Origin of the sequence: Paraburkholderia sp. 31.1, assembly GCF_014397645.1 — a bacterium.
Taxonomy (GTDB): Bacteria; Pseudomonadota; Gammaproteobacteria; order Burkholderiales; family Burkholderiaceae; genus Paraburkholderia; species Paraburkholderia tuberum.
Window position 1 is genome coordinate 1 of sequence record NZ_VZQN01000031.1, and the last position, 18,551, is coordinate 18,551.

The following is an 18,551-nucleotide window of genomic DNA, read 5'->3' on the forward strand; positions in this document are numbered from 1 at the left end:
GGACCGACACCGTGTCTCCCACCGTTTCGAAATGATCAAGGACTAGCACGATGTTTACAGGAATCGTCGCGGCAGTGGGCTCGCGAGCGCGCCCGCGCGCGGCAGCGTCGTCGAATCCGACGCCGCGCCGGCCGGCGCCGGGTGTTCCGCCCGGCCCTCACACCGACTACCCATTCACCCCCGACTGCCCGCCCGCACGCGGCCGGCGTCGTCAACGTCTACTGCAAGCTAATGGCCCAATACGTTTTCACCATGAACCGGGTCGGCAAAATCGTGCCGCCCAAGCGCCAGATCCTGAAAGACATTTCGCTTTCGTTCTTCCCCGGCGCGAAGATCGGCCTGCTCGGCCTGAACGGCTCGGGCAAGTCGACCCTGATCCGCATCATGGCCGGTGTGGACACGGAGATCGAAGGCGAAGCGACACCGATGCCGAACCTGAACATCGGCTATCTGCCGCAGGAGCCGCAACTCGATCCGCAGAAAACCGTGCGTGAAGCGGTCGAGGAAGGCCTCGGCGACGTGTTCAACGCGCAAAAGAAGCTCGACGAAATCTACGCGGCCTACGCCGAGCCGGACGCCGACTTCGACGCGCTGGCCGCCGAGCAGGCGAAGTACGAAGCGATCCTCGCAACGACCGACGGCAGCGCCGAGCAGCAGATCGAAATCGCCGCCGACGCACTGCGCCTGCCGGCATGGGACGCCAAGATCGAGCATCTGTCGGGCGGCGAAAAGCGCCGCGTCGCGCTGTGCAAGCTGCTGCTGCAAAAGCCCGACATGCTGCTGCTCGACGAGCCGACCAACCACCTCGACGCGGAATCGGTCGAATGGCTCGAGCAGTTCCTGACGCGCTTCCCGGGCACCGTGGTCGCCGTCACACACGATCGCTACTTCCTCGACAACGCCGCCGAGTGGATTCTCGAACTCGACCGCGGTCACGGCATTCCGTGGAAGGGCAACTACAGCAGCTGGCTCGATCAGAAGGAAGAGCGTCTGAAGCAGGAAGAAGCGTCGGAGTCCGCGCGCCAGAAGGCGATCAAGAAGGAACTCGAGTGGGTGCGCCAGAACCCGAAGGGCCGCCAGGCGAAGTCGAAGGCGCGTATCGCGCGCTTCGAGGAGCTGAACAGCCAGGACTACCAGAAGCGCAACGAAACGCAGGAAATCTTCATTCCGGTCGGCGACCGCCTCGGCAATGAAGTGATCGAGTTCAAGAACGTCAGCAAGTCGTACGGCGACCGGCTGCTGCTCGATAACGTCAGCTTCAAGATCCCGGCCGGCGCGATCGTCGGCATCATCGGTCCGAACGGCGCCGGCAAGTCGACGCTGTTCCGTATGCTGACCGGCCGCGAGCAACCCGATTCGGGCGAAATCGTGCAGGGTCCGACCGTCAAGCTCGCGTACGTGGACCAGAGCCGCGAAGCGCTCGCAGGCACCAAGACCGTGTTCGAGGAAATCTCGGGCGGCGCGGACGTGCTGACGGTCGGCAAGTACGAAACACCATCGCGCGCGTATATCGGCCGCTTCAATTTCAAGGGCGGCGACCAGCAGAAGATCGTCGGCAATCTGTCCGGCGGCGAGCGCGGTCGTCTGCATCTGGCGAAGACGCTGATCGCGGGCGGCAACGTTCTGCTGCTCGACGAACCGTCGAACGACCTCGACGTCGAAACGCTGCGCGCGCTCGAAGACGCGCTGCTCGAATTCGCGGGCTCGGTGCTCGTGATTTCGCACGATCGCTGGTTCCTCGATCGCATCGCGACGCATATCCTCGCGTTCGAAGGCGACTCGCAAGTCACGTTCTTCGACGGCAACTACCAGGAATACGAAGCGGACAAGCGCGCGCGTCTCGGCGAAGAAGGCGCGCGGCCGAAGCGCCTGCGCTACAAGCCGATCTCGCGTTAAGAAGCGGGCGGACGACGGCCCGTCTGGCGCGATGCCGGACGGGCCGCGGGGCATGCGCGTTGCTAACCGTCGCTAGATGGAGGCGCGCGTGAAAGTCTCGCGCACGCGACAGACGGTCAACACAGCGCCGCGCGACGCGGCGACGAGGAGACAGGCATGGCGATGTCGAAGGGCAGGCGTTGGATCGTCATCGTGGGCGGAACGCTTTTGGCGTTGGTTCTGATCGCGATCGGCGCGATGCAATTCGCGCAACAGGAAGTCAAGAATCGCGTCAGCGCGGCGCTCGGGCCGCTCGGCAGCGCCGACAGTATCGAGGTCGGCCTCACCTCGGTACACCTCACCCACGTCGTGCTAAAAGCGCCGCCTGACTGGCCAGCGGGTGAACCGCTACGCGCCGACGAAATCACGATCACCCCGGACGTGCGCGATCTGATCGCGCGGCGCATGCATATCCGCGAGGTCGTCGTGCGCGGCTTCGACATGGCCGTGTTACGCACGAAGGACGGCTCGCTGAATCTGCTGCCGAACCTGCGCGAATCGCTGAACCGCGGCGATCAGCCGGGCAACGCCGGCACGGCGCCGCCGATCCCGCGCGAAAAGCTGGTCGACCATATCCGCTTCGAACACGGCAACTTCCATTTCTACGACATGACTGTCGGGCCGCCGCCGTTCAAGGTCACGGTCAGCAACGCGAACGCGAGCGTCGACCATCTGCATCTGCCGGCGCTTACCGAACCGACCCATGTCAGCGTTCGCGGCTCGATGAAGGGGCCGGCGCATACGGGCACCGTGACGTTCGACGGCTGGATCAAAATCGCCAGCCGCGATTCGCAGACGACGAGCACGCTGCACGGCGTCGATATTGCGATGCTCGATCAGTATCTGCTGAAGAAGGCCGGCACGCGCGCGCAGGTGACGGGCGGCACCGTCGATCTGACGATCGAATCGACGGTGCGGAACTATCATCTCCATGCGCCCGGCACGGTGACGGTCCACAATCTGCAGCTCGCCGAATCCGACAATCCGCTCGAGACGTTCATGTCGATTCCGACCCACGCCGCCGTCGCCGCGCTGAAGACGCATAACGGCAATATCACGCTGCATTTCGTGCTCGACGGCGATCTGCGCGATCCGAAGTTCTCGGTGCGCGAAGGGATCCTCGCGCGCATCGGCGCGGGGTTTGCGCAGGCGCTCGGGGTCAGCGTCGAAGGCGTCGCGAAGGGTGCGGGCGAGACCGTCAAGGGTCTCGGTAATGCGCTGAAGAATCTGCTGGGGCAGTAGCGGCGGCGGTCAGCTCAAACCGGCAAGCCCAACTCGCGCAGCTTGGCTTCCGTTTGCGCGGCGCTCGTGTGATGCACGCCGTGCCAGCCGAGCGCCTTCGCGGCTTCGGCGTTCTTCGCGTTGTCGTCGATGAAGACGAGTTCGGCCGTCTCGACACCGGGCATTTGCAGTTCGATGCGCCGGCGCATCTCCGCGAAGATCGCCGGGTCGGGCTTCACGAGCTTCACGCGCCCCGACACGACGACGTCGCGAAACCGCCGCAGCACCGGATAGTGCTCCCACGCGTACGGAAACGTCTCGGCCGACCAGTTGGTCAGCCCGAAGAGCGGCACCTCGGCCGCTTCGAGCTTTTCCATCAGCGCGATGCCGTCGTCGAGCACACCCGCCACCATCTGGTGCCAGCGCTCATAGAACGCGCGGATCAGCGGTTCGTGATCGGGAAACCGCGCGATCAGCTCGTCGGTGGCTTCGACGATCGGCTGGCCGCCATCCTGGCGGATCACCCAGTCCATCGAGCAGACGTGCGTGAGGAACCAGCGGCGCTCGAGTTCGTCGGGAATCAGCTCGCGGTACAGGTACTCGGGACTCCAGTCGATCAGCACGCCGCCGAAATCGAACACCACTGCCTTGATCGCCATGCACCACGCTCCTTTGGAAGGTCGCCGCTATGCTCAGATGGGTTGCGTGCGCAGTTCCAGCCACGCTTTCGCGTCGCCCGATACATGCGGCGCGAGGCGCGCGCGCACCGTCTCGTGATACGCGTTGAGCCACGCGCGCTCGTCGTCGCGCAGCAGCGACAGCTCGATGCAGCGCGCGTCGATCGGGCACAGCGTCAGCGTTTCGAACTTCAGGAAGTCGCCGAATTCGGTTTTTTCCGCGGCCACGTTCAGCACGAGGTTTTCGATTCGCACGCCCCACTTGCCCGACCGATACAGACCCGGCTCGTTCGACGTGATCATGCCCTCCTCCATCGCGGTCCACGGTTCGGCCGGTGCGTAGTGCGAGATCACCTGCGGGCCTTCGTGCACGTTCAGGAAGTAGCCGACCCCGTGACCGGTGCCGTGGCCATAGTCGGCGCCGGCCTGCCAGATCGGCGCGCGCGCGATCGCGTCGAGCATCGGCGAGCGGATGCCGCGCGGGAATTGCGCGCGTGACAGCGCGATCATGCCCTTCAGCACGACGGTGAAATCGCGGCGCTGTTCGCTGCTCGGCGTGCCGACCGGGACGACGCGTGTAATGTCGGTCGTGCCGCTCAGATACTGGCCGCCCGAATCGATCAGCAGCAGGCCATTGCCTTCGATCACCGCATGCGACTCCTCGGTCGCGCGATAGTGCGGCATCGCGCCGTTCGCATTGAAGCCCGCGATCGTCGCGAAGCTCAGCGACACGAAGCCGGGACGGCGGGCGCGAGCTGCCGTCAGACGCTCGTCGATCGTCAGCTCGGTGATGCGCTCGCGGCCGAGCGCGCTTTCGAACCACGCGAAGAATTCGGCGAGCGCGGCGCCGTCCTGCTCCATCGTCTCACGCACGTGCGCGGCATCGGCGGCGGTCTTGCACGACTTCAGGAAAGTGGACGGATTGACCGCCTCGACCACCTTGACCGACGACGGCACCGCCTGCAGCGAGCCGTACGTGATGCGGCGCGGATCGATCAGCAGTGTGCTGCCGGCTGGCAGCGCAGCAAGCGCGGCGGCGGTTTTCGCGTACGGCTCGACGCTGATGCCGTCGCGCGCGAGCACTTCGGCGAGCGCCGGCGATACCTTGCCGTCGGCGATAAATAACGACGCCCGATCCACGCCGATCAGCGCGTGCGCGACGAACACCGGGTTGTAGCTGACGTCGGCGCCGCGCAGATTCAGCAGCCAGGCGAGGTCGTCGAGCGTCGAGATGAAGTGCCACTGCGCGCCTTTCTCGACCATCGCGCGACGCACCTGCGCAAGCTTGTCCGCACGTGTGACGCCCGCTTGCGGCGCGGCGTGCTCGAAGACGGCGTCGGCGGGCAGCGCCGGGCGCTGCGCCCAGATCGCGTCGAACAGGTCGAGGTCGGTGCGCAATTGCACGCCGCGCGCGTTCAGTGCGGCGCTCAACGCGCGCGCGGCCGCGACGCCCAGCACCGCGCCGTCCACACCGACCGTGCCGCCGCTCGCGACGTTCTGCGCGAGCCATTCGAAATGCGGCGTCGTGAGCTGGCCGCCGGTCATCTTCATCAGCTCGACACCGCTGCCGGCGAGCTGCGCACTCGCCTGCTCCCAGTAGCGGCTGTCGGTCCAGACGCCGGCGAAATCGGCGGTGACGATCAGCGTGCCGGCCGAGCCGGTGAAGCCCGACAGCCACTGGCGGCCTTGCCAGCGCCCTGGCAGATACTCGGACAGATGCGGATCCGCCGACGGCACGAGGTAAGCGGCAATGCCCTCGCGCGCCATCGCGGCGCGCAGGCTCGCGAGTCGCTCGGGAATGGAGGAGGTTTCGGGAAGTCGGGCGTTCATGGAGTTACCTGCAAGGATTCATCGACGGATTGACCGGCGCGTTGATTGACGCGACAAGAGGCCGACCGTCACGGCGACGGCGACGAGCGCGACGGCGGTGCATACCGGCCATTCGAGCATGTCGCCGTCATGGAAGAAACTTGTCACATTGCCGGCCATCCGCGCGACGCTCGTGCCGAGCACACCGGCCAACAGCGCGGCCCACCAGCGGGCGCGGCTCGCGCGGCGCTGCGGATGCAACCACCAGCCCGCGAGGCCGATCACCGCGCCGAGTACGAGAATGCCTGGCCAACCCATCAGGCGTCGACTCCAGACTGGGCGCTCAAACATGGCAAGATCAATTTCGGATTCGTCTCATAGGCGAAAGGAGCCGCCAACGCTAGCATTTTTGCCTCCTCAACTATACAAGTTCAGCACGGCGCTTTCCGCATAGCGGTTGAGTTTAGGGATCGGGGTGTGCTTAGGCAAGTTGTAAGTCTGACGAAAACGCCTCATGCTTCGCCCGTTGCCAGGCTGACGCAGCGCCATGCGCATCGCCCTTATCGAACCCGACGTGCAACACGCCAAACTGGTCGACCGGCTCATTTTCGCCGGCGGCCACGCGTGCCAGCACTTCACCACTAGCGCCACCTTCCTGCAGCGCGCTACCGACGAATTTTTCGACCTGTTGATCACCGAAAGTTGGGCCGGCGACCATTGCGCCGAAGACGTGATCCCGCGCGCGCGCTCCATTCTGCCGGGCCTGCCCATCATGATGCTGCTGAGCGCACCGCGCGAATGCCAGATCGTCGCCGCGCTGCATGCCGGCGCCGACGACTGTCTCAGCAAGCCAGTGCGCGGCCCCGAAATGCTCGCGCGTGTCGAGGCGCTGCAGCGCCGTGCGGGCCTGCGGCGGCCGCCCAACCGTCGACGCGACGTGATCGGCGGCTATACGTTCGACGCGGCGAATTTGGCCGTGACATTCCGCGACCTGACCGTGATCCTGACGCCGAAGGAATTCCGCCTCGCGCTGGTGCTGTTCAACAATCTCGCGCGGCCGGTGTCGCGCGCGCATATTCTCGAAACCGTGTGGGCCCGCCGCCGTGACGTAAATTCGCGCACCATCGACACCCACGCGTCGCGCGTGCGCAGCAAGTTGCAACTGCGCCCGGAGCTTGGTTACACGCTGACGCCGGTCTATGGTTACGGTTACCAGCTCGACGCGATCCCGCCGGAGAGCCTGACAGGCGCGAACTGACGCATGCGGGATATATGGCGGGCAGAATGTGAGTATCGTGGAAACGCTATAATATATGGCTGAACGATAGCTCCCCCAAATGCAGCTTCTAACGATCGGAATCAACCATCACACTGCGCCTGTCGCCTTGCGCGAACGCGTGGCGTTTCCGCTCGAACAGATAAAGCCCGCTCTGGATACGTTCAAAGGCATCTGGCTGGGCCACATGGCCCCCAACGCGCCCGAGGCGGCAATTCTGTCCACCTGCAACCGCACCGAACTCTACTGCGCGACCGACGACCTCGCCGCGCGCGAAGCCTCGGTGCAGTGGCTGTCGAAGTACCACAACCTCCCGATCGATGAACTCGCGCCGCACGTCTATGCGCTGCCGCAGTCCGAAGCCGTGCGCCATGCGTTCCGCGTCGCGTCGGGGCTCGATTCGATGGTGCTCGGCGAAACGCAGATCGTCGGACAAATGAAGGACGCGGTGCGCACCGCCTCCGAAGCCGGCGCCCTCGGCACCTACCTGAATCAGCTATTCCAGCGCACCTTCGCCGTCGCGAAGGAAGTGCGCAGCACCACCGAGATCGGCGCGCAGTCGGTGTCGATGGCCGCCGCCGCGGTACGCCTCGCCCAACGCATTTTCGACAAGATCGCGAACCAGCGCGTGCTGTTCATCGGTGCTGGCGAAATGATCGAGCTTTGCGCGACGCACTTCGCGGCGCAGCATCCGCGGGAACTCGTCGTCGCGAACCGAACCGCCGAGCGCGGCATGCGGCTCGCCGAGCGCTTCAACGGCCGCGCCATTCCGCTCTCCGAGCTCCCCGCGCGGATGCACGAATTCGACATCATCGTGTCGTGCACGGCGTCCACGTTGCCGATCATCGGTCTTGGCGCGGTCGAGCGCGCGGTCAAGGCGCGCCGTCACCGGCCGATTTTCATGGTCGACCTCGCGGTGCCGCGTGACATCGAACCCGAAGCCGGCCAGCTCGAAGACGTGTTCCTGTACACCGTCGACGACCTCGGTGCGATCGTCCGCGAAGGCAATGCGTCGCGCCAGGCCGCGGTCGCGCAGGCCGAAGCGATCATCGAAACGCGCGTACAGACCTTCATGCAGTGGCTTGATGCGCGCAGCATCGTGCCGGTGATCCGCCACATGCACACGCAGGCCGACACGCTGCGCCGCGCAGAGGTCGAACGCGCGCAGAAAATGCTCGCGCGCGGCGACGATCCGGCCGCAGTCCTCGAGGCACTGTCGCAATCGCTCACCAACAAGCTGATCCATGGTCCTACGCACGCGCTGAATCGCGCGAGCACCGACAACCGCGACAAGCTGATCGAGCTGATGAGCGGCTTCTACAAACACCCCGGCTCTACCGAGCGTTAGCGGCGCAGTGCTCGCCGCACCCCCGCGCGCCACCGCCGTGGGCTCGCAAAGTGCTTCCGCCCCGGGCATTGCCCGTTCCCCTGGCCGCATCCATTCCGGAGTCCGCTCCGCTACCCGCCCGATGAAAACGAGCATGCAACGCAAGCTCGACCAGCTGACCACCCGGCTGGCCGAACTGAACGACCTGTTGAGCCGCGAGGACACCACCGCCAACCTCGACCAGTACCGCAAGCTGACGCGCGAACACGCGGAGCTCGACCCGGTCGTCGAGCATTACGGGCTGTGGCGCCAGGCGCAGAACGACGCCGCCACCGCGCAGGAACTGCTCGCCGACGCGTCGATGCGCGATTTCGCCGAAGAGGAAATCCGCGCAGCACGCGATCGTATGGAGACGCTCGGCGTCGAACTGCAGAAAATGCTGCTGCCGAAAGACCCGAACGACGAGCGCAACATTTTCCTCGAAATCCGCGCGGGCACCGGCGGCGACGAATCCGCACTGTTCGCGGGCGATCTGCTGCGCATGTATCTGCGCTATGCCGAGCGCAACCGCTGGCAGGTCGAGATGATGTCGGCGAGCGAATCGGACCTCGGGGGCTATCGCGAAGTGATCGTGCGAATTGCCGGCGATGCCGCGTATTCGAAGCTGAAGTTCGAGTCGGGCGGGCATCGCGTGCAGCGCGTGCCGGCCACCGAAACGCAGGGCCGCATCCATACCTCGGCGTGCACGGTCGCGGTGATGCCGGAAGCGGACGAGATCGGCGAAGTCGAGATCAATCCGGCCGATCTGCGTATCGACACGTTCCGCGCGTCGGGCGCGGGCGGCCAGCACATCAACAAGACCGACTCGGCGGTGCGCGTCACGCACTTGCCGACGGGCATCGTCGTCGAATGTCAGGACGACCGCTCGCAGCACAAGAACAAGGATCGCGCGCTGAAGGTGCTCGCCGCGCGCATCAAGGACAAGCAGGCGCACGAGCAGCAGGCGAAGGAAGCGGCGACGCGCAAGAACCTGATCGGCTCGGGCGACCGTTCGGAGCGCATCCGCACGTACAACTTCCCGCAGGGGCGCCTCACCGATCACCGCATCAACCTGACGCTGTATCGCCTCGACGCGATCATGGACGGCGATCTCGAAGAACTGATCGCGGCGCTCGTCAGCGAGCATCAGGCCGAACTGCTGGCTTCGCTCGGCGACGCGGACTAACGCCCCGACAATGACCGACGCCTCCCCGGCTCCGCTCGACCCCACCGCTCTGCCCCCCACGGCCGAGGCGCTAATGCGCGCATCGCGGCTGCCGCCGCTCGAAGCGCGGATTCTGCTCACGCATGCGCTCGGTTGGCGGCGCACGCAGCTGATCACGCGCGGCGAGGAGCCGCTCGAACGCGCAAGCGTCGAGCGTTATCGCACGCTCGAGGCGCGGCGCCTGGCCGGCGAGCCGGTCGCGCAGCTCGTCGGTGCGCGCGAGTTCTTCGGGCTCGAATTCGAAGTGACGCCGCACGTGCTGATTCCGCGTCCTGAGACCGAGCTGCTGGTGGAGACCGCGCTCGCGGCGATCGAACCTCGGCCGCGCCCACGTGTGCTCGATCTCGGCACCGGGACCGGCGCAATCGCGGTGGCGATCGCGTCGATGCGGCCCGACGCGCAGGTCTGGGCGCTCGACCGCTCGGCCGACGCGCTCGCCGTCGCCGCGCGCAACGGCGCGCGCCTGCTCGACGTGAAACGCCCGGGGGGCGCCGTCGTTTTCCTGCCCAGCGACTGGTACGGCTCGCTCGACGCCGCGTTGCGCTTCGATGCGATCGTCAGCAATCCACCGTATATCGCGAGCGGCGACCCGCATCTGCGTGAGGGCGATCTGCGCTTCGAGCCGCGCGGCGCGCTCACCGACGAGGCCGACGGCCTCAGCGCGATCCGCGCGATCGTCGCCGGCGCCCCCGAGCGTCTAGCCGCCGACGGCACGGTTTGGATCGAACATGGCTACGACCAGGCCGAAGCCGTGCGCGCATTGTTGAGCGAACGCGGTTTTGCCGAGGTCCGCTCGGCGCGCGATCTCGCCGGCATCGAGCGGATCAGCGGCGGCGTGCTGCGCGCCGCTGCGGCCTGAGCGCGGTCGCCGAGGCTAAAACCCCAGGCGCGACGTGGCTGCGGCCGCCCGTAGCGAAATCCGCTATCATTTCAGCCTATTCCCATCCTTTATCGGAACCGCAAGGTCAGTCATGGATACGCAACAACGCATCAAGCAAATCGTCGACGGCAACAACGTCGTTCTCTTCATGAAGGGCACGGCCCAGTTCCCGATGTGCGGTTTTTCCGGCCGCGCCATCCAGATCCTGAAGGCGTGCGGTGCCGGTGAAATCAAGACCGTCAACGTGCTCGAAGACGACGAAATCCGTCAGGGCATCAAGGTGTTCTCGAACTGGCCGACCATTCCGCAGCTGTACGTGAAGGGGGAATTCATCGGCGGCTCGGACATCATGATGGAGATGTACGAATCGGGCGAACTGCAGCAGCTGTTCGCCGCGGCCTGAGCGTTCTACGCTTCGTTCGCTTCATCAGGCGCCGCAAGCCATGCAGCAAGCACGCACCGCGGTGCCTCGCCGGCTGATCGTCGCGATCACCGGCGCCAGCGGCGCCATCTACGGCATCCGGCTGCTCGAGACGCTGCGGCGGCTCGGCGGCGTCGAGAGCCACCTGCTGATTTCGAGCGCGGGTTGGCTCAACATCCAGCATGAACTCGAGTTGGGCAAGGAAGACGTGCATCCGCTCGCGGATGTCGTCCATTCGGTGCGCGATGTCGGCGCGAGCATCGCGTCCGGCTCGTTCGCGACCGACGGCATGATCGTCGCGCCCTGCTCGATGAAAACACTCGCGAGCATCGCGCACGGTTTCGCCGACAACCTGATCACCCGCGCCGCCGACGTCACACTGAAGGAGCGTCGCCGTCTCGTGCTGCTGGTGCGCGAAACGCCGTTCAATCTCGCGCATCTGCGCAATATGACGGCCGTCACCGAAATGGGCGGGGTGATCTTCCCGCCGCTGCCCGCGTTCTATAACCGGCCTGCTTCGATCGACGAGATGGTCGACCACACTGTCGCACGCGTGCTCGATCTGTTTGCGCTGGGGCCGGCGTTGTCGCCGGCGTGGGAAGGATTGCGGGGCGCGCAGGATTAACCGCGACAACGCGGATTAACAACGGCCGCGACGCAATCAATTCCCGCCGAGCCCATTTATCAAGCTGGCGTGCGGACCTATATTGGTAGCAACCCAATTTCTCCGTGCCGTGCTTACCCGGCCGCGTTGCTGTCATGAACCGCTTACCGTCGCTTTTCCTGTCTCACGGCGCACCCACGTTGCCGATCGATCCGTCGATGCCGTCCGCCGAGTTCGGCGCGCTCGGCACGCAATTGCCGCGTCCCGAGGCAATCCTGATGTTGTCGGCGCACTGGGGCACCGCGCAGCCACTCGCGAGCATCGCGACGGCGCCTGAAACCATCCACGATTTTTATGGTTTTCCGCGCCAGCTCTATGAAATCCAATATCCGGCGCCGGGCGCGCCCGACATCGCACGGAGCGCCGCCGCGCTGCTCGGCGCGAGCGGCATCGTCGCGGACGTGCAGCCGCACGGACTCGACCACGGCGCATGGGTGCCGATGCTGCTGATGTTTCCGCGAGCGGACGTGCCGATCGCGCAACTGTCGATCCAACCGCACAAGGACGCCGCGCATCATTTCCGCGTCGGCCGCGCGCTGCGCGCGCTAAAAGACGAAGGCGTGATGGTGATCGGCTCCGGCCAGATCACCCATAACCTGCGCGCCGCCGATTTCTCCGCGCGCCCGGAAGACGCCGATCCGCGTGTGGCCGAATTCACCGACTGGTTCGAGGACAAACTCGTCGCGCGCGATATCGACGCGCTGCTCGACTATCGCCGCCAGGCGCCGCACGCGGTGTTGATGCATCCGACCGACGAGCATCTGTTGCCGGTATTCGCCGCGCTCGGTGCCGCCGACGACGACTATTCGCTCGCGATCCAGTCGCTCGGCACCTACCAACGCTCGCTCGCGATGACGAACTACGTGTTCGGGACCGCATGATCCGGCGCGGGGTCGCGCACAAAGCTCAACAAAAAGCCCGCCTGATCATCGATCGGGCGGGCTTTTTATCGGCCCCGAAAGACCCGCGTCGAGCGGATCTTCGGTTTCGACCGGCGCTCAATGCGCGCCGACAACTTCGAGCACTTCGTCGTGCACGAGCCGCTCGTCCAGATACTCCGAACGATAGCCGCTGTTCACGCCCCAGAAGTAGAACACCAACGCGAAGGCGATCACGACGAGCATGTCCCAGCCGTAAGGCAGAATGCCGAAGCCGCCAAACTCCTTGCTGCCGATCAGCGACAGGATCGCCATGATCGGCAGATACGCGACCAGCCACCAGGCGGCCTTCAGGTCACGGCCCCAGCCCTCGAAGCCCGACTTCGCCTGGAAGTAGAAATACACCGGCAGCGCGACGACCATCAGCAGAATGATTTCGCCGGTCAGGGGCCACCTCGCCCAGTACAGGATCAGCGACGCGCAGACGAACGCGAACGGCGCGATCACCTTCATGCCGGCGATGTGCAGCGGGCGCTCGAGATCGGTTGCCGCGCGGCGCAGTGCCATCAGGCTGATCGGGCCGGTCAGGTACGAGATCACGGTCGCGACCGAAATCACCGCCGCGAGCGAACTCCAGCCGCGGAAGAAGAACAGGAAGATGAACGAGACGAGCAGGTTGAACCACATCGCGTTGCGCGGAACGCCATAGAACGGGTGCACGTTACCGAACATCTTCGGCATCGTGTTGTTGCGCTCCATCGCGTAGATCATGCGCGAGGTGGTTGCCATGTAGGTCGTACCGGTGCCGCTCGGGCTCACGAACGCGTCGACGTACAGCAGGATCGCCAGCCAGTTCAGGTTCAGCGCAATCGCCAGTTCCGCGAACGGCGAAGCAAAGCTGAAGTGGCTCCAGCCCTTCATCACGTCGGCCGGATTCACGGCGCCGATGTATGCGATCTGCAGCAACACGTAGATCACGAGCGCGAGCAGGATCGAGCCGATCACCGCGAACGGCACGCTCCTGGCCGGATTTCGCGCTTCACCGGCCAGGTTGATCGGGCTCTGGAAACCGTTGAATGCGAACACGATGCCGCTCGTCGCGACCGCGGTCAGCACCGCCGACCAGCCGTACGGCGCGAACGTGGTCGTCTGACCAAAGTTCTCGGTGTGGACGCCTGTCATCATCAGGCCGACGATCGTTGCGCCCGGGATCAGGAACTTGAAGATCGTGATCGCCGAGTTGGCGCGCGCGAACAGCTTGACGCCCCAGTAGTTGAGCAGGAAATAGATGATGACGAGCCCGGCGGACAACAGCAGGCCGTTGGTCGTCAACGACCCGTCGACGAACAGCGCATGCGCCCAGGGATAGGGCCAGGTACTCATATATTGGATCGATGCTTCGGCCTCGATCGGGATCACCGACACGATCGCGATCCAGTTGGCCCACGCGCTGATGAAACCGACCAGCGCGCCGTGCGAGTAGCGCGCATAGCGCACCATCCCGCCAGATTCCGGAAACATCGCGCCAAGTTCCGCGTAGGTCAGCGCAATCGCGAGAATCACGACCGCACCGATGATCCATGCGCAAATCGCAGCCGGACCGGCAATTTTTGCAGCCTTCCACGCGCCGAACAGCCAACCCGAACCGATGATCGAGCCCAGACCGGTCAGCATCAGCGCGAATGGCCCGATGTTCCGTTGTATAGAACTTTTCAAGTCTTCTCCTAAATCAGAACCATGTCGGCACCGCGTGACATCGCTTGTGGCGTTGGGGACGGGGTGGCGCGCATGTAAGCGCGTCCAGATGCGGAATAGGTGCAACCGACGCGCGGCGCGTAGTTTAACGGTTGCACCGTGTTACTGCAGCGAAACCGCAGCCGAACCAAGGGTTCTCCCTAGCAAAAAGTTGTCCCCCTGCGCAAGCTTTGTAAGAAAATTTCGGATCAGTCCGGCAAAGTTTCGTCTAGACTGTTGACCTTCGTCCGAATTCGCCGTATAACGTTCGGGCAGGATTTCAAGTGGCGAGTGAAGTGGTTCTTTCGTAGTTCGCCCATCAACGGTACTCCGGTTGGTCCCATTACCCCCTTCCTTGATTTTCATGCACCCCGGGCTTCGGCCTTATTCACCATTTTTAGGAAAAAGTAATATGGAAACCGGTACCGTCAAGTGGTTCAACGACGCTAAGGGCTTTGGCTTCATCACTCCGGACGGCGGCGGTGAAGATCTGTTCGCGCATTTCTCGGAAATTCGCACTGAAGGCTTCAAGACGCTCCAAGAAAACCAGAAGGTCACGTTTGAAGTGAAGACGGGCCCGAAGGGCAAGCAAGCGGCTAACATCAAGCCGGTGTAAGCTCCGCGCTTCCTTCTGGACGCAAAAAAACCCCGCCTCGGCGGGGTTTTTTATTACGGCGGCCAATCTGAATGCGCCGATTAACTTCGCGTTACTTCGCAATCCGCGGCGGATTATTTGTTGATTATTCGGGATTATCCGAATACACGCCGCGCATGAATACCGAGGCCGGTCGCCACGCTCGCGAGACGATCGCCGAATACCGCTTGCGCGTCTGGAAACGCCGCGGCCAACGCGCCCGACAGAAACGCGAGGCCGGTCGACCCGCCGGTGAAATAGATCGCGTCGACATCGCGCGGCGCGACGCCCGCCGCCTGCACCGTATCGCGCGCGGCCTGCACGATGCGTCGCGTTTCTTCCTCGCCTGCTTTGACGAGCTGCGCTTCGTCGAACGCGAGACGCAGATCCTCTTCCACCTGCTCGAGATCGATCACGGTCTCGCCGCCCGCCGCCACGCCGATCTTCGCCTCTTCCGCGTGGGCGGCGAGCGCGTGCCCGAAACGCTGCTCGACCACGCGCATCAGCCGGTCGTGGTGCTTCGTCTCCGTGAAAAGGTGCCGCATCAGCGCGAGTTCGCTGACGCGCTTTGGCGTGTAGACGGTGTTGATCAGGTGCCAGGTCGCGAGATCGAAATAAATCCGGTTCGGGATTTCGCGCCCTTGCGGATCGAGCGACTGGTAGCCGAGTTCGCGCAGTATCGTGGCGAGTTCGACGCGGCGGTCGAAGTCCGTACCCGCGACGTGCACGCCGTGGTGCGCGAGCACATCGTCCTTGCGCTCGACGCGCTTCATCCGTTCCGGCCCCACTCGCACGAGCGAAAAGTCCGACGTACCGCCGCCGATGTCCGCCACAAGCACGAGCCCCTCGGCGCTCAGGTGCGATTCGTAGTCGAACGCAGCCGCGATCGGTTCATACTGAAAGTGGATGTCGCGCAAGCCGGCCGTGCGCGCAGCGGCTTCGAGCTGTTGCTGCGCCATCTGGTCGGCGCGCGGGTCGTCGTCGACGAAGAACACCGGGCGGCCCAGCACCGCGCAGTCGATCGCGCCGCCGGCGCTCGCCTCGGCCGCGCGCTTCAGGTGAGTCAGGAACGTCGCGATCACGTCGGTGTACTTGATCGCACTGCCGTCGCCGAGATCGGTCGTATTCTCGGCGAGCGGCGAGCCGAGAATGCTTTTCATCGAGCGCATCAGCCGGCCGTCGAAACCGTCGATGTAAGCAGCGAGCGCCGCGCGCCCGAATTCGCTGGTGTGTTCGTCGGTATTGAAGAAGACCGCGGTGGGCAGCGTCGTGTACGCGCCTTCGACCGGCGCCAGCTTCAGCTGCGGGCCGATCGGAACCGCGACGGCCGAATTGGAAGTACCGAAGTCAATCGCGCAATAGTTCATGGCAGGAATGGCCGCTCACGGCTGGCGCGCAAAGAAAGGGGAGCGGCTTTGTATCACGAAAACTCCGGCAGCATCAACTGAAGCTGCCGGGACGGCCGCAAGATCGATTGAAATCATGGCGCGGAATGGATCTTGCTGCGTCCGACCGGATATGCCGCCCCATTTCGCCATCGAGGAGACTTCGCGTCATGAGCGTGCCGCCCGCCGCCGCCGTCGATGACCAGCACGCCACGCTGATCGAAACCGATCTGCCGTCGCGGCTAGACCGTCTGCCGTGGGGCCGCTTTCATACGCTGATCGTGGTTGCGCTCGGCGTGACGTGGCTGCTCGACGGCCTTGAGGTGACGCTCGCCGGCGCGGTCGCGAGCGCGCTGAAAACCAGCCCGGCGCTGCGCTTTTCGAATGCCGAGGTCGGCCTCGCGGGCAGCGCATACATTGCCGGCGCGGTGCTCGGTGCGCTCGGTTTCGGCTGGCTGACCGACCGTCTCGGCCGCCGCAAGCTGTTTTTCATCACGCTGACGCTGTATCTGGCCGCGACCGCGGCGACCGCGCTGTCGTGGAATCTGATGAGCTTCATGCTGTTCCGCTTCCTGACCGGCGCGGGTATCGGCGGCGAATACACGGCGATCAACTCGACGATCCAGGAATTCACGCCGGCACGCGTGCGCGGCTGGACCGACCTCGGCATCAACGGCACGTTCTGGGTGGGCGCGGGGCTCGGCGCCGCGGGCTCGCTGGTGCTGCTCGATCCGCACCTGCTGCCTTCCGACTGGGGCTGGCGCGCGTGTTTTTTCATCGGCGCGCTGCTCGCGCTGGTGATCCTGCCGATGCGCATCTGGATACCCGAAAGCCCGCGCTGGCTACTCACGCACGGCGACGAGCGCGACGCCCGCACGATCGTCGAGGGCATCGAGACGCGTTTTCGCGACGCCGGTCACACGCTCGCCGACGACGCCCTCACGCGGCTGCGGCTGCGCGCGCGCGACCATACGCCGTTGCGCGAGGTGTTCCACACGCTGTTCAACGTGCACCGGCGCCGCGCGCTGGTCGGTCTCACGATGATGACCGCGCAGGCATTCTTCTACAACGCGATCTTTTTCACCTACGCGCTCGTCCTCACCGACTTCTATCACGTGCCGGGCGACGACATCGGCTGGTATCTGCTGCCTTTCGCGCTCGGCAATTTCCTGGGGCCGCTCGTGCTCGGGCGGCTGTTCGACGTGATCGGCCGACGCAAGATGATCGCCGCGACCTACGCGATGTCGGCGATCCTGCTGACGCTGTCCGGCTATCTGTTCGAGCAGCAACTGCTGAGCGTCGTCACGCAGACGGTCGCCTGGATGGTCATTTTCTTCTTTGCGTCGGCGGCCGCGAGTTCCGCGTATCTGACCGTGAGCGAATCGTTTCCGCTCGAAATCCGCGCGCTCGCGATCGCGGTTTTCTATGCGTTCGGCACCGCGCTCGGCGGCATCATCGGGCCGGCGTTTTTCGGTCGGCTGATCGATACGCATCAGCGCAGCGAGGTGTTTTCGGGCTATCTGGTCGGCTCGGCGTTGATGCTCGCGGCGGCGCTCGTCGCGGCGATCTGGGGTGTCGACGCGGAGCGCAAGTCGCTCGAGCATGTGGCCGCGCCGCTGTCCAGCGTGACGGAGGGCGAGAACGGCATGGACGGCGCTGCATGAAAAACGCGCGGACCGTGCCGCGCGTGCCTGACTGCTTCGTTGCTCATCGACCGCTTTCTTCGCTTTACGCGAAATCGCGCGGCAAGCGCGGCGAATCCATCGCTCAGAACGCCTTCTTCCAGGCGCCGGCGTACGCGATATCCGCGAGCGCCGCGCGTTGACGCGGCGCCTTCTCGCGTTCGCGCAGGACCGGGTCCAGTTTGTCGATGTCGCCGTAATGGCCGAGCGAGATCATCGCGATCGGCTCGACGTCCTTTGGTAGTTCGAAGGTGGTACGGAACGCGTTCACGTCGAAGCCGCTCATCTGGTGCGCGGCGAGGCCGAGCGCGTGCGCTTGCAGCACCAGCGACATCGCCGCCGCGCCGGCGTCGTAGAACGCGCAGCGGTTTACCTCGCCCTTGTTGGTCAGTGTGTGCGCGGTCACCGCGATCAGCACCGGCGCGAGCGCATTCCAGCCCTGGTTGAACGGCACTAGCGTGGCGAAAGCCTTCTTGAACGCGACTTCGTCGACGCTGCGATCGAAGACCACAAAACGCCAAGGCTGCACGTTATATGAAGATGGCGCCCAGCGCGCCGCTTCGAGCACGGCGCGCAACTGATCGCGGCTCACCGGCTCGCTCGAATACGCGCGAGGGCTCCAGCGGCCTGCAATCAGCTCGTGAATGGCAACTTCGGTTGAGGCGGGTTTGGTGGCCATGCGCTTCTCTCGGTAGATATTCATGTTCTCCGGGCGGCTGCCCGAGGCCACATAGCATAACGGGCTTTCGGTGCGCGCTCCAAGT

General features: G+C 64.8%; 17 protein-coding genes. 11 read left to right on the forward strand and 6 right to left on the reverse strand.

Going from position 1 to position 18,551, the window contains the following annotated elements:
- Positions 1-231 precede the first annotated feature (231 nt).
- Complete coding sequence (ettA, locus tag F6X37_RS23100) at positions 232-1,896, forward strand: energy-dependent translational throttle protein EttA (RefSeq protein ID WP_018420110.1); 1,665 nt, start codon at positions 232-234, stop codon at positions 1,894-1,896.
- 156 nt (positions 1,897-2,052) lie between these two features.
- Positions 2,053-3,177 (forward strand): DUF748 domain-containing protein, encoded by a 1,125-nt coding sequence (locus F6X37_RS23105; RefSeq protein ID WP_187612888.1) that lies wholly within the window; start codon positions 2,053-2,055, stop codon positions 3,175-3,177.
- A 14-nt stretch (positions 3,178-3,191) separates the two neighbouring features.
- Here the strand turns inward: F6X37_RS23105 and F6X37_RS23110 are convergent, their stop codons facing one another.
- The 3 genes from F6X37_RS23110 to F6X37_RS23120 are packed head-to-tail and all read right to left on the reverse strand — an operon-like array spanning position 3,192 to position 5,960.
- Complete coding sequence (locus F6X37_RS23110) at positions 3,192-3,815, reverse strand: HAD family hydrolase (protein WP_187612889.1); 624 nt, start codon at positions 3,813-3,815, stop codon at positions 3,192-3,194.
- Between the two features lie 33 nt (positions 3,816-3,848).
- On the reverse strand, positions 3,849-5,663 hold the full coding sequence (locus F6X37_RS23115; protein WP_187612890.1) for an aminopeptidase P family protein: 1,815 nt from the start codon (positions 5,661-5,663) through the stop codon (positions 3,849-3,851).
- 18 nt (positions 5,664-5,681) lie between these two features.
- Positions 5,682-5,960 (reverse strand): hypothetical protein, encoded by a 279-nt coding sequence (locus tag F6X37_RS23120; RefSeq protein ID WP_187612891.1) that lies wholly within the window; start codon positions 5,958-5,960, stop codon positions 5,682-5,684.
- A gap of 229 nt (positions 5,961-6,189) precedes the next feature.
- Between F6X37_RS23120 and F6X37_RS23125 the strand changes: the two genes are divergently transcribed.
- From F6X37_RS23125 to F6X37_RS23155, 7 genes are all read left to right on the forward strand, one after another.
- Complete coding sequence (locus tag F6X37_RS23125; RefSeq protein WP_184065653.1) at positions 6,190-6,900, forward strand: response regulator transcription factor; 711 nt, start codon at positions 6,190-6,192, stop codon at positions 6,898-6,900.
- Between the two features lie 79 nt (positions 6,901-6,979).
- The gene (gene hemA / locus F6X37_RS23130) at positions 6,980-8,266 is read left to right on the forward strand and encodes a glutamyl-tRNA reductase (protein ID WP_184052388.1); all 1,287 of its coding nucleotides are present in this window, start codon (positions 6,980-6,982) and stop codon (positions 8,264-8,266) included.
- A 121-nt stretch (positions 8,267-8,387) separates the two neighbouring features.
- Complete coding sequence (gene prfA, locus F6X37_RS23135) at positions 8,388-9,470, forward strand: peptide chain release factor 1 (RefSeq protein ID WP_187612892.1); 1,083 nt, start codon at positions 8,388-8,390, stop codon at positions 9,468-9,470.
- 10 nt (positions 9,471-9,480) lie between these two features.
- On the forward strand, positions 9,481-10,368 hold the full coding sequence (gene prmC, locus F6X37_RS23140; protein WP_187612893.1) for a peptide chain release factor N(5)-glutamine methyltransferase: 888 nt from the start codon (positions 9,481-9,483) through the stop codon (positions 10,366-10,368).
- A 112-nt stretch (positions 10,369-10,480) separates the two neighbouring features.
- Positions 10,481-10,792, forward strand: a complete 312-nt coding sequence (gene grxD / locus F6X37_RS23145) for a Grx4 family monothiol glutaredoxin (RefSeq protein ID WP_018420101.1) — start codon at positions 10,481-10,483, stop codon at positions 10,790-10,792.
- A gap of 40 nt (positions 10,793-10,832) precedes the next feature.
- The gene (locus tag F6X37_RS23150) at positions 10,833-11,435 is read left to right on the forward strand and encodes a UbiX family flavin prenyltransferase (protein ID WP_090802052.1); all 603 of its coding nucleotides are present in this window, start codon (positions 10,833-10,835) and stop codon (positions 11,433-11,435) included.
- 134 nt (positions 11,436-11,569) lie between these two features.
- Positions 11,570-12,355, forward strand: a complete 786-nt coding sequence (locus F6X37_RS23155) for a DODA-type extradiol aromatic ring-opening family dioxygenase (RefSeq protein ID WP_184070559.1) — start codon at positions 11,570-11,572, stop codon at positions 12,353-12,355.
- 117 nt (positions 12,356-12,472) lie between these two features.
- Here F6X37_RS23155 and F6X37_RS23160 read toward each other — a convergent pair whose 3' ends face one another.
- Positions 12,473-14,068, reverse strand: coding sequence for an APC family permease (locus F6X37_RS23160; protein WP_184065637.1), 1,596 nt, complete (start codon positions 14,066-14,068; stop codon positions 12,473-12,475).
- Between the two features lie 430 nt (positions 14,069-14,498).
- On the opposite strand from F6X37_RS23160, the gene F6X37_RS23165 reads away from it, so the two are divergent.
- The gene (locus F6X37_RS23165; RefSeq protein WP_007180251.1) at positions 14,499-14,702 is read left to right on the forward strand and encodes a cold-shock protein; all 204 of its coding nucleotides are present in this window, start codon (positions 14,499-14,501) and stop codon (positions 14,700-14,702) included.
- A gap of 134 nt (positions 14,703-14,836) precedes the next feature.
- Here the strand turns inward: F6X37_RS23165 and F6X37_RS23170 are convergent, their stop codons facing one another.
- Positions 14,837-16,087, reverse strand: coding sequence for an Hsp70 family protein (locus tag F6X37_RS23170; RefSeq protein ID WP_187612894.1), 1,251 nt, complete (start codon positions 16,085-16,087; stop codon positions 14,837-14,839).
- Between the two features lie 188 nt (positions 16,088-16,275).
- Between F6X37_RS23170 and F6X37_RS23175 the strand changes: the two genes are divergently transcribed.
- Positions 16,276-17,769 (forward strand): MFS transporter, encoded by a 1,494-nt coding sequence (locus tag F6X37_RS23175; protein ID WP_187612895.1) that lies wholly within the window; start codon positions 16,276-16,278, stop codon positions 17,767-17,769.
- A 103-nt stretch (positions 17,770-17,872) separates the two neighbouring features.
- Here F6X37_RS23175 and F6X37_RS23180 read toward each other — a convergent pair whose 3' ends face one another.
- Positions 17,873-18,490 (reverse strand): nitroreductase family protein, encoded by a 618-nt coding sequence (locus F6X37_RS23180; protein ID WP_262419998.1) that lies wholly within the window; start codon positions 18,488-18,490, stop codon positions 17,873-17,875.
- Positions 18,491-18,551 lie beyond the last annotated feature (61 nt).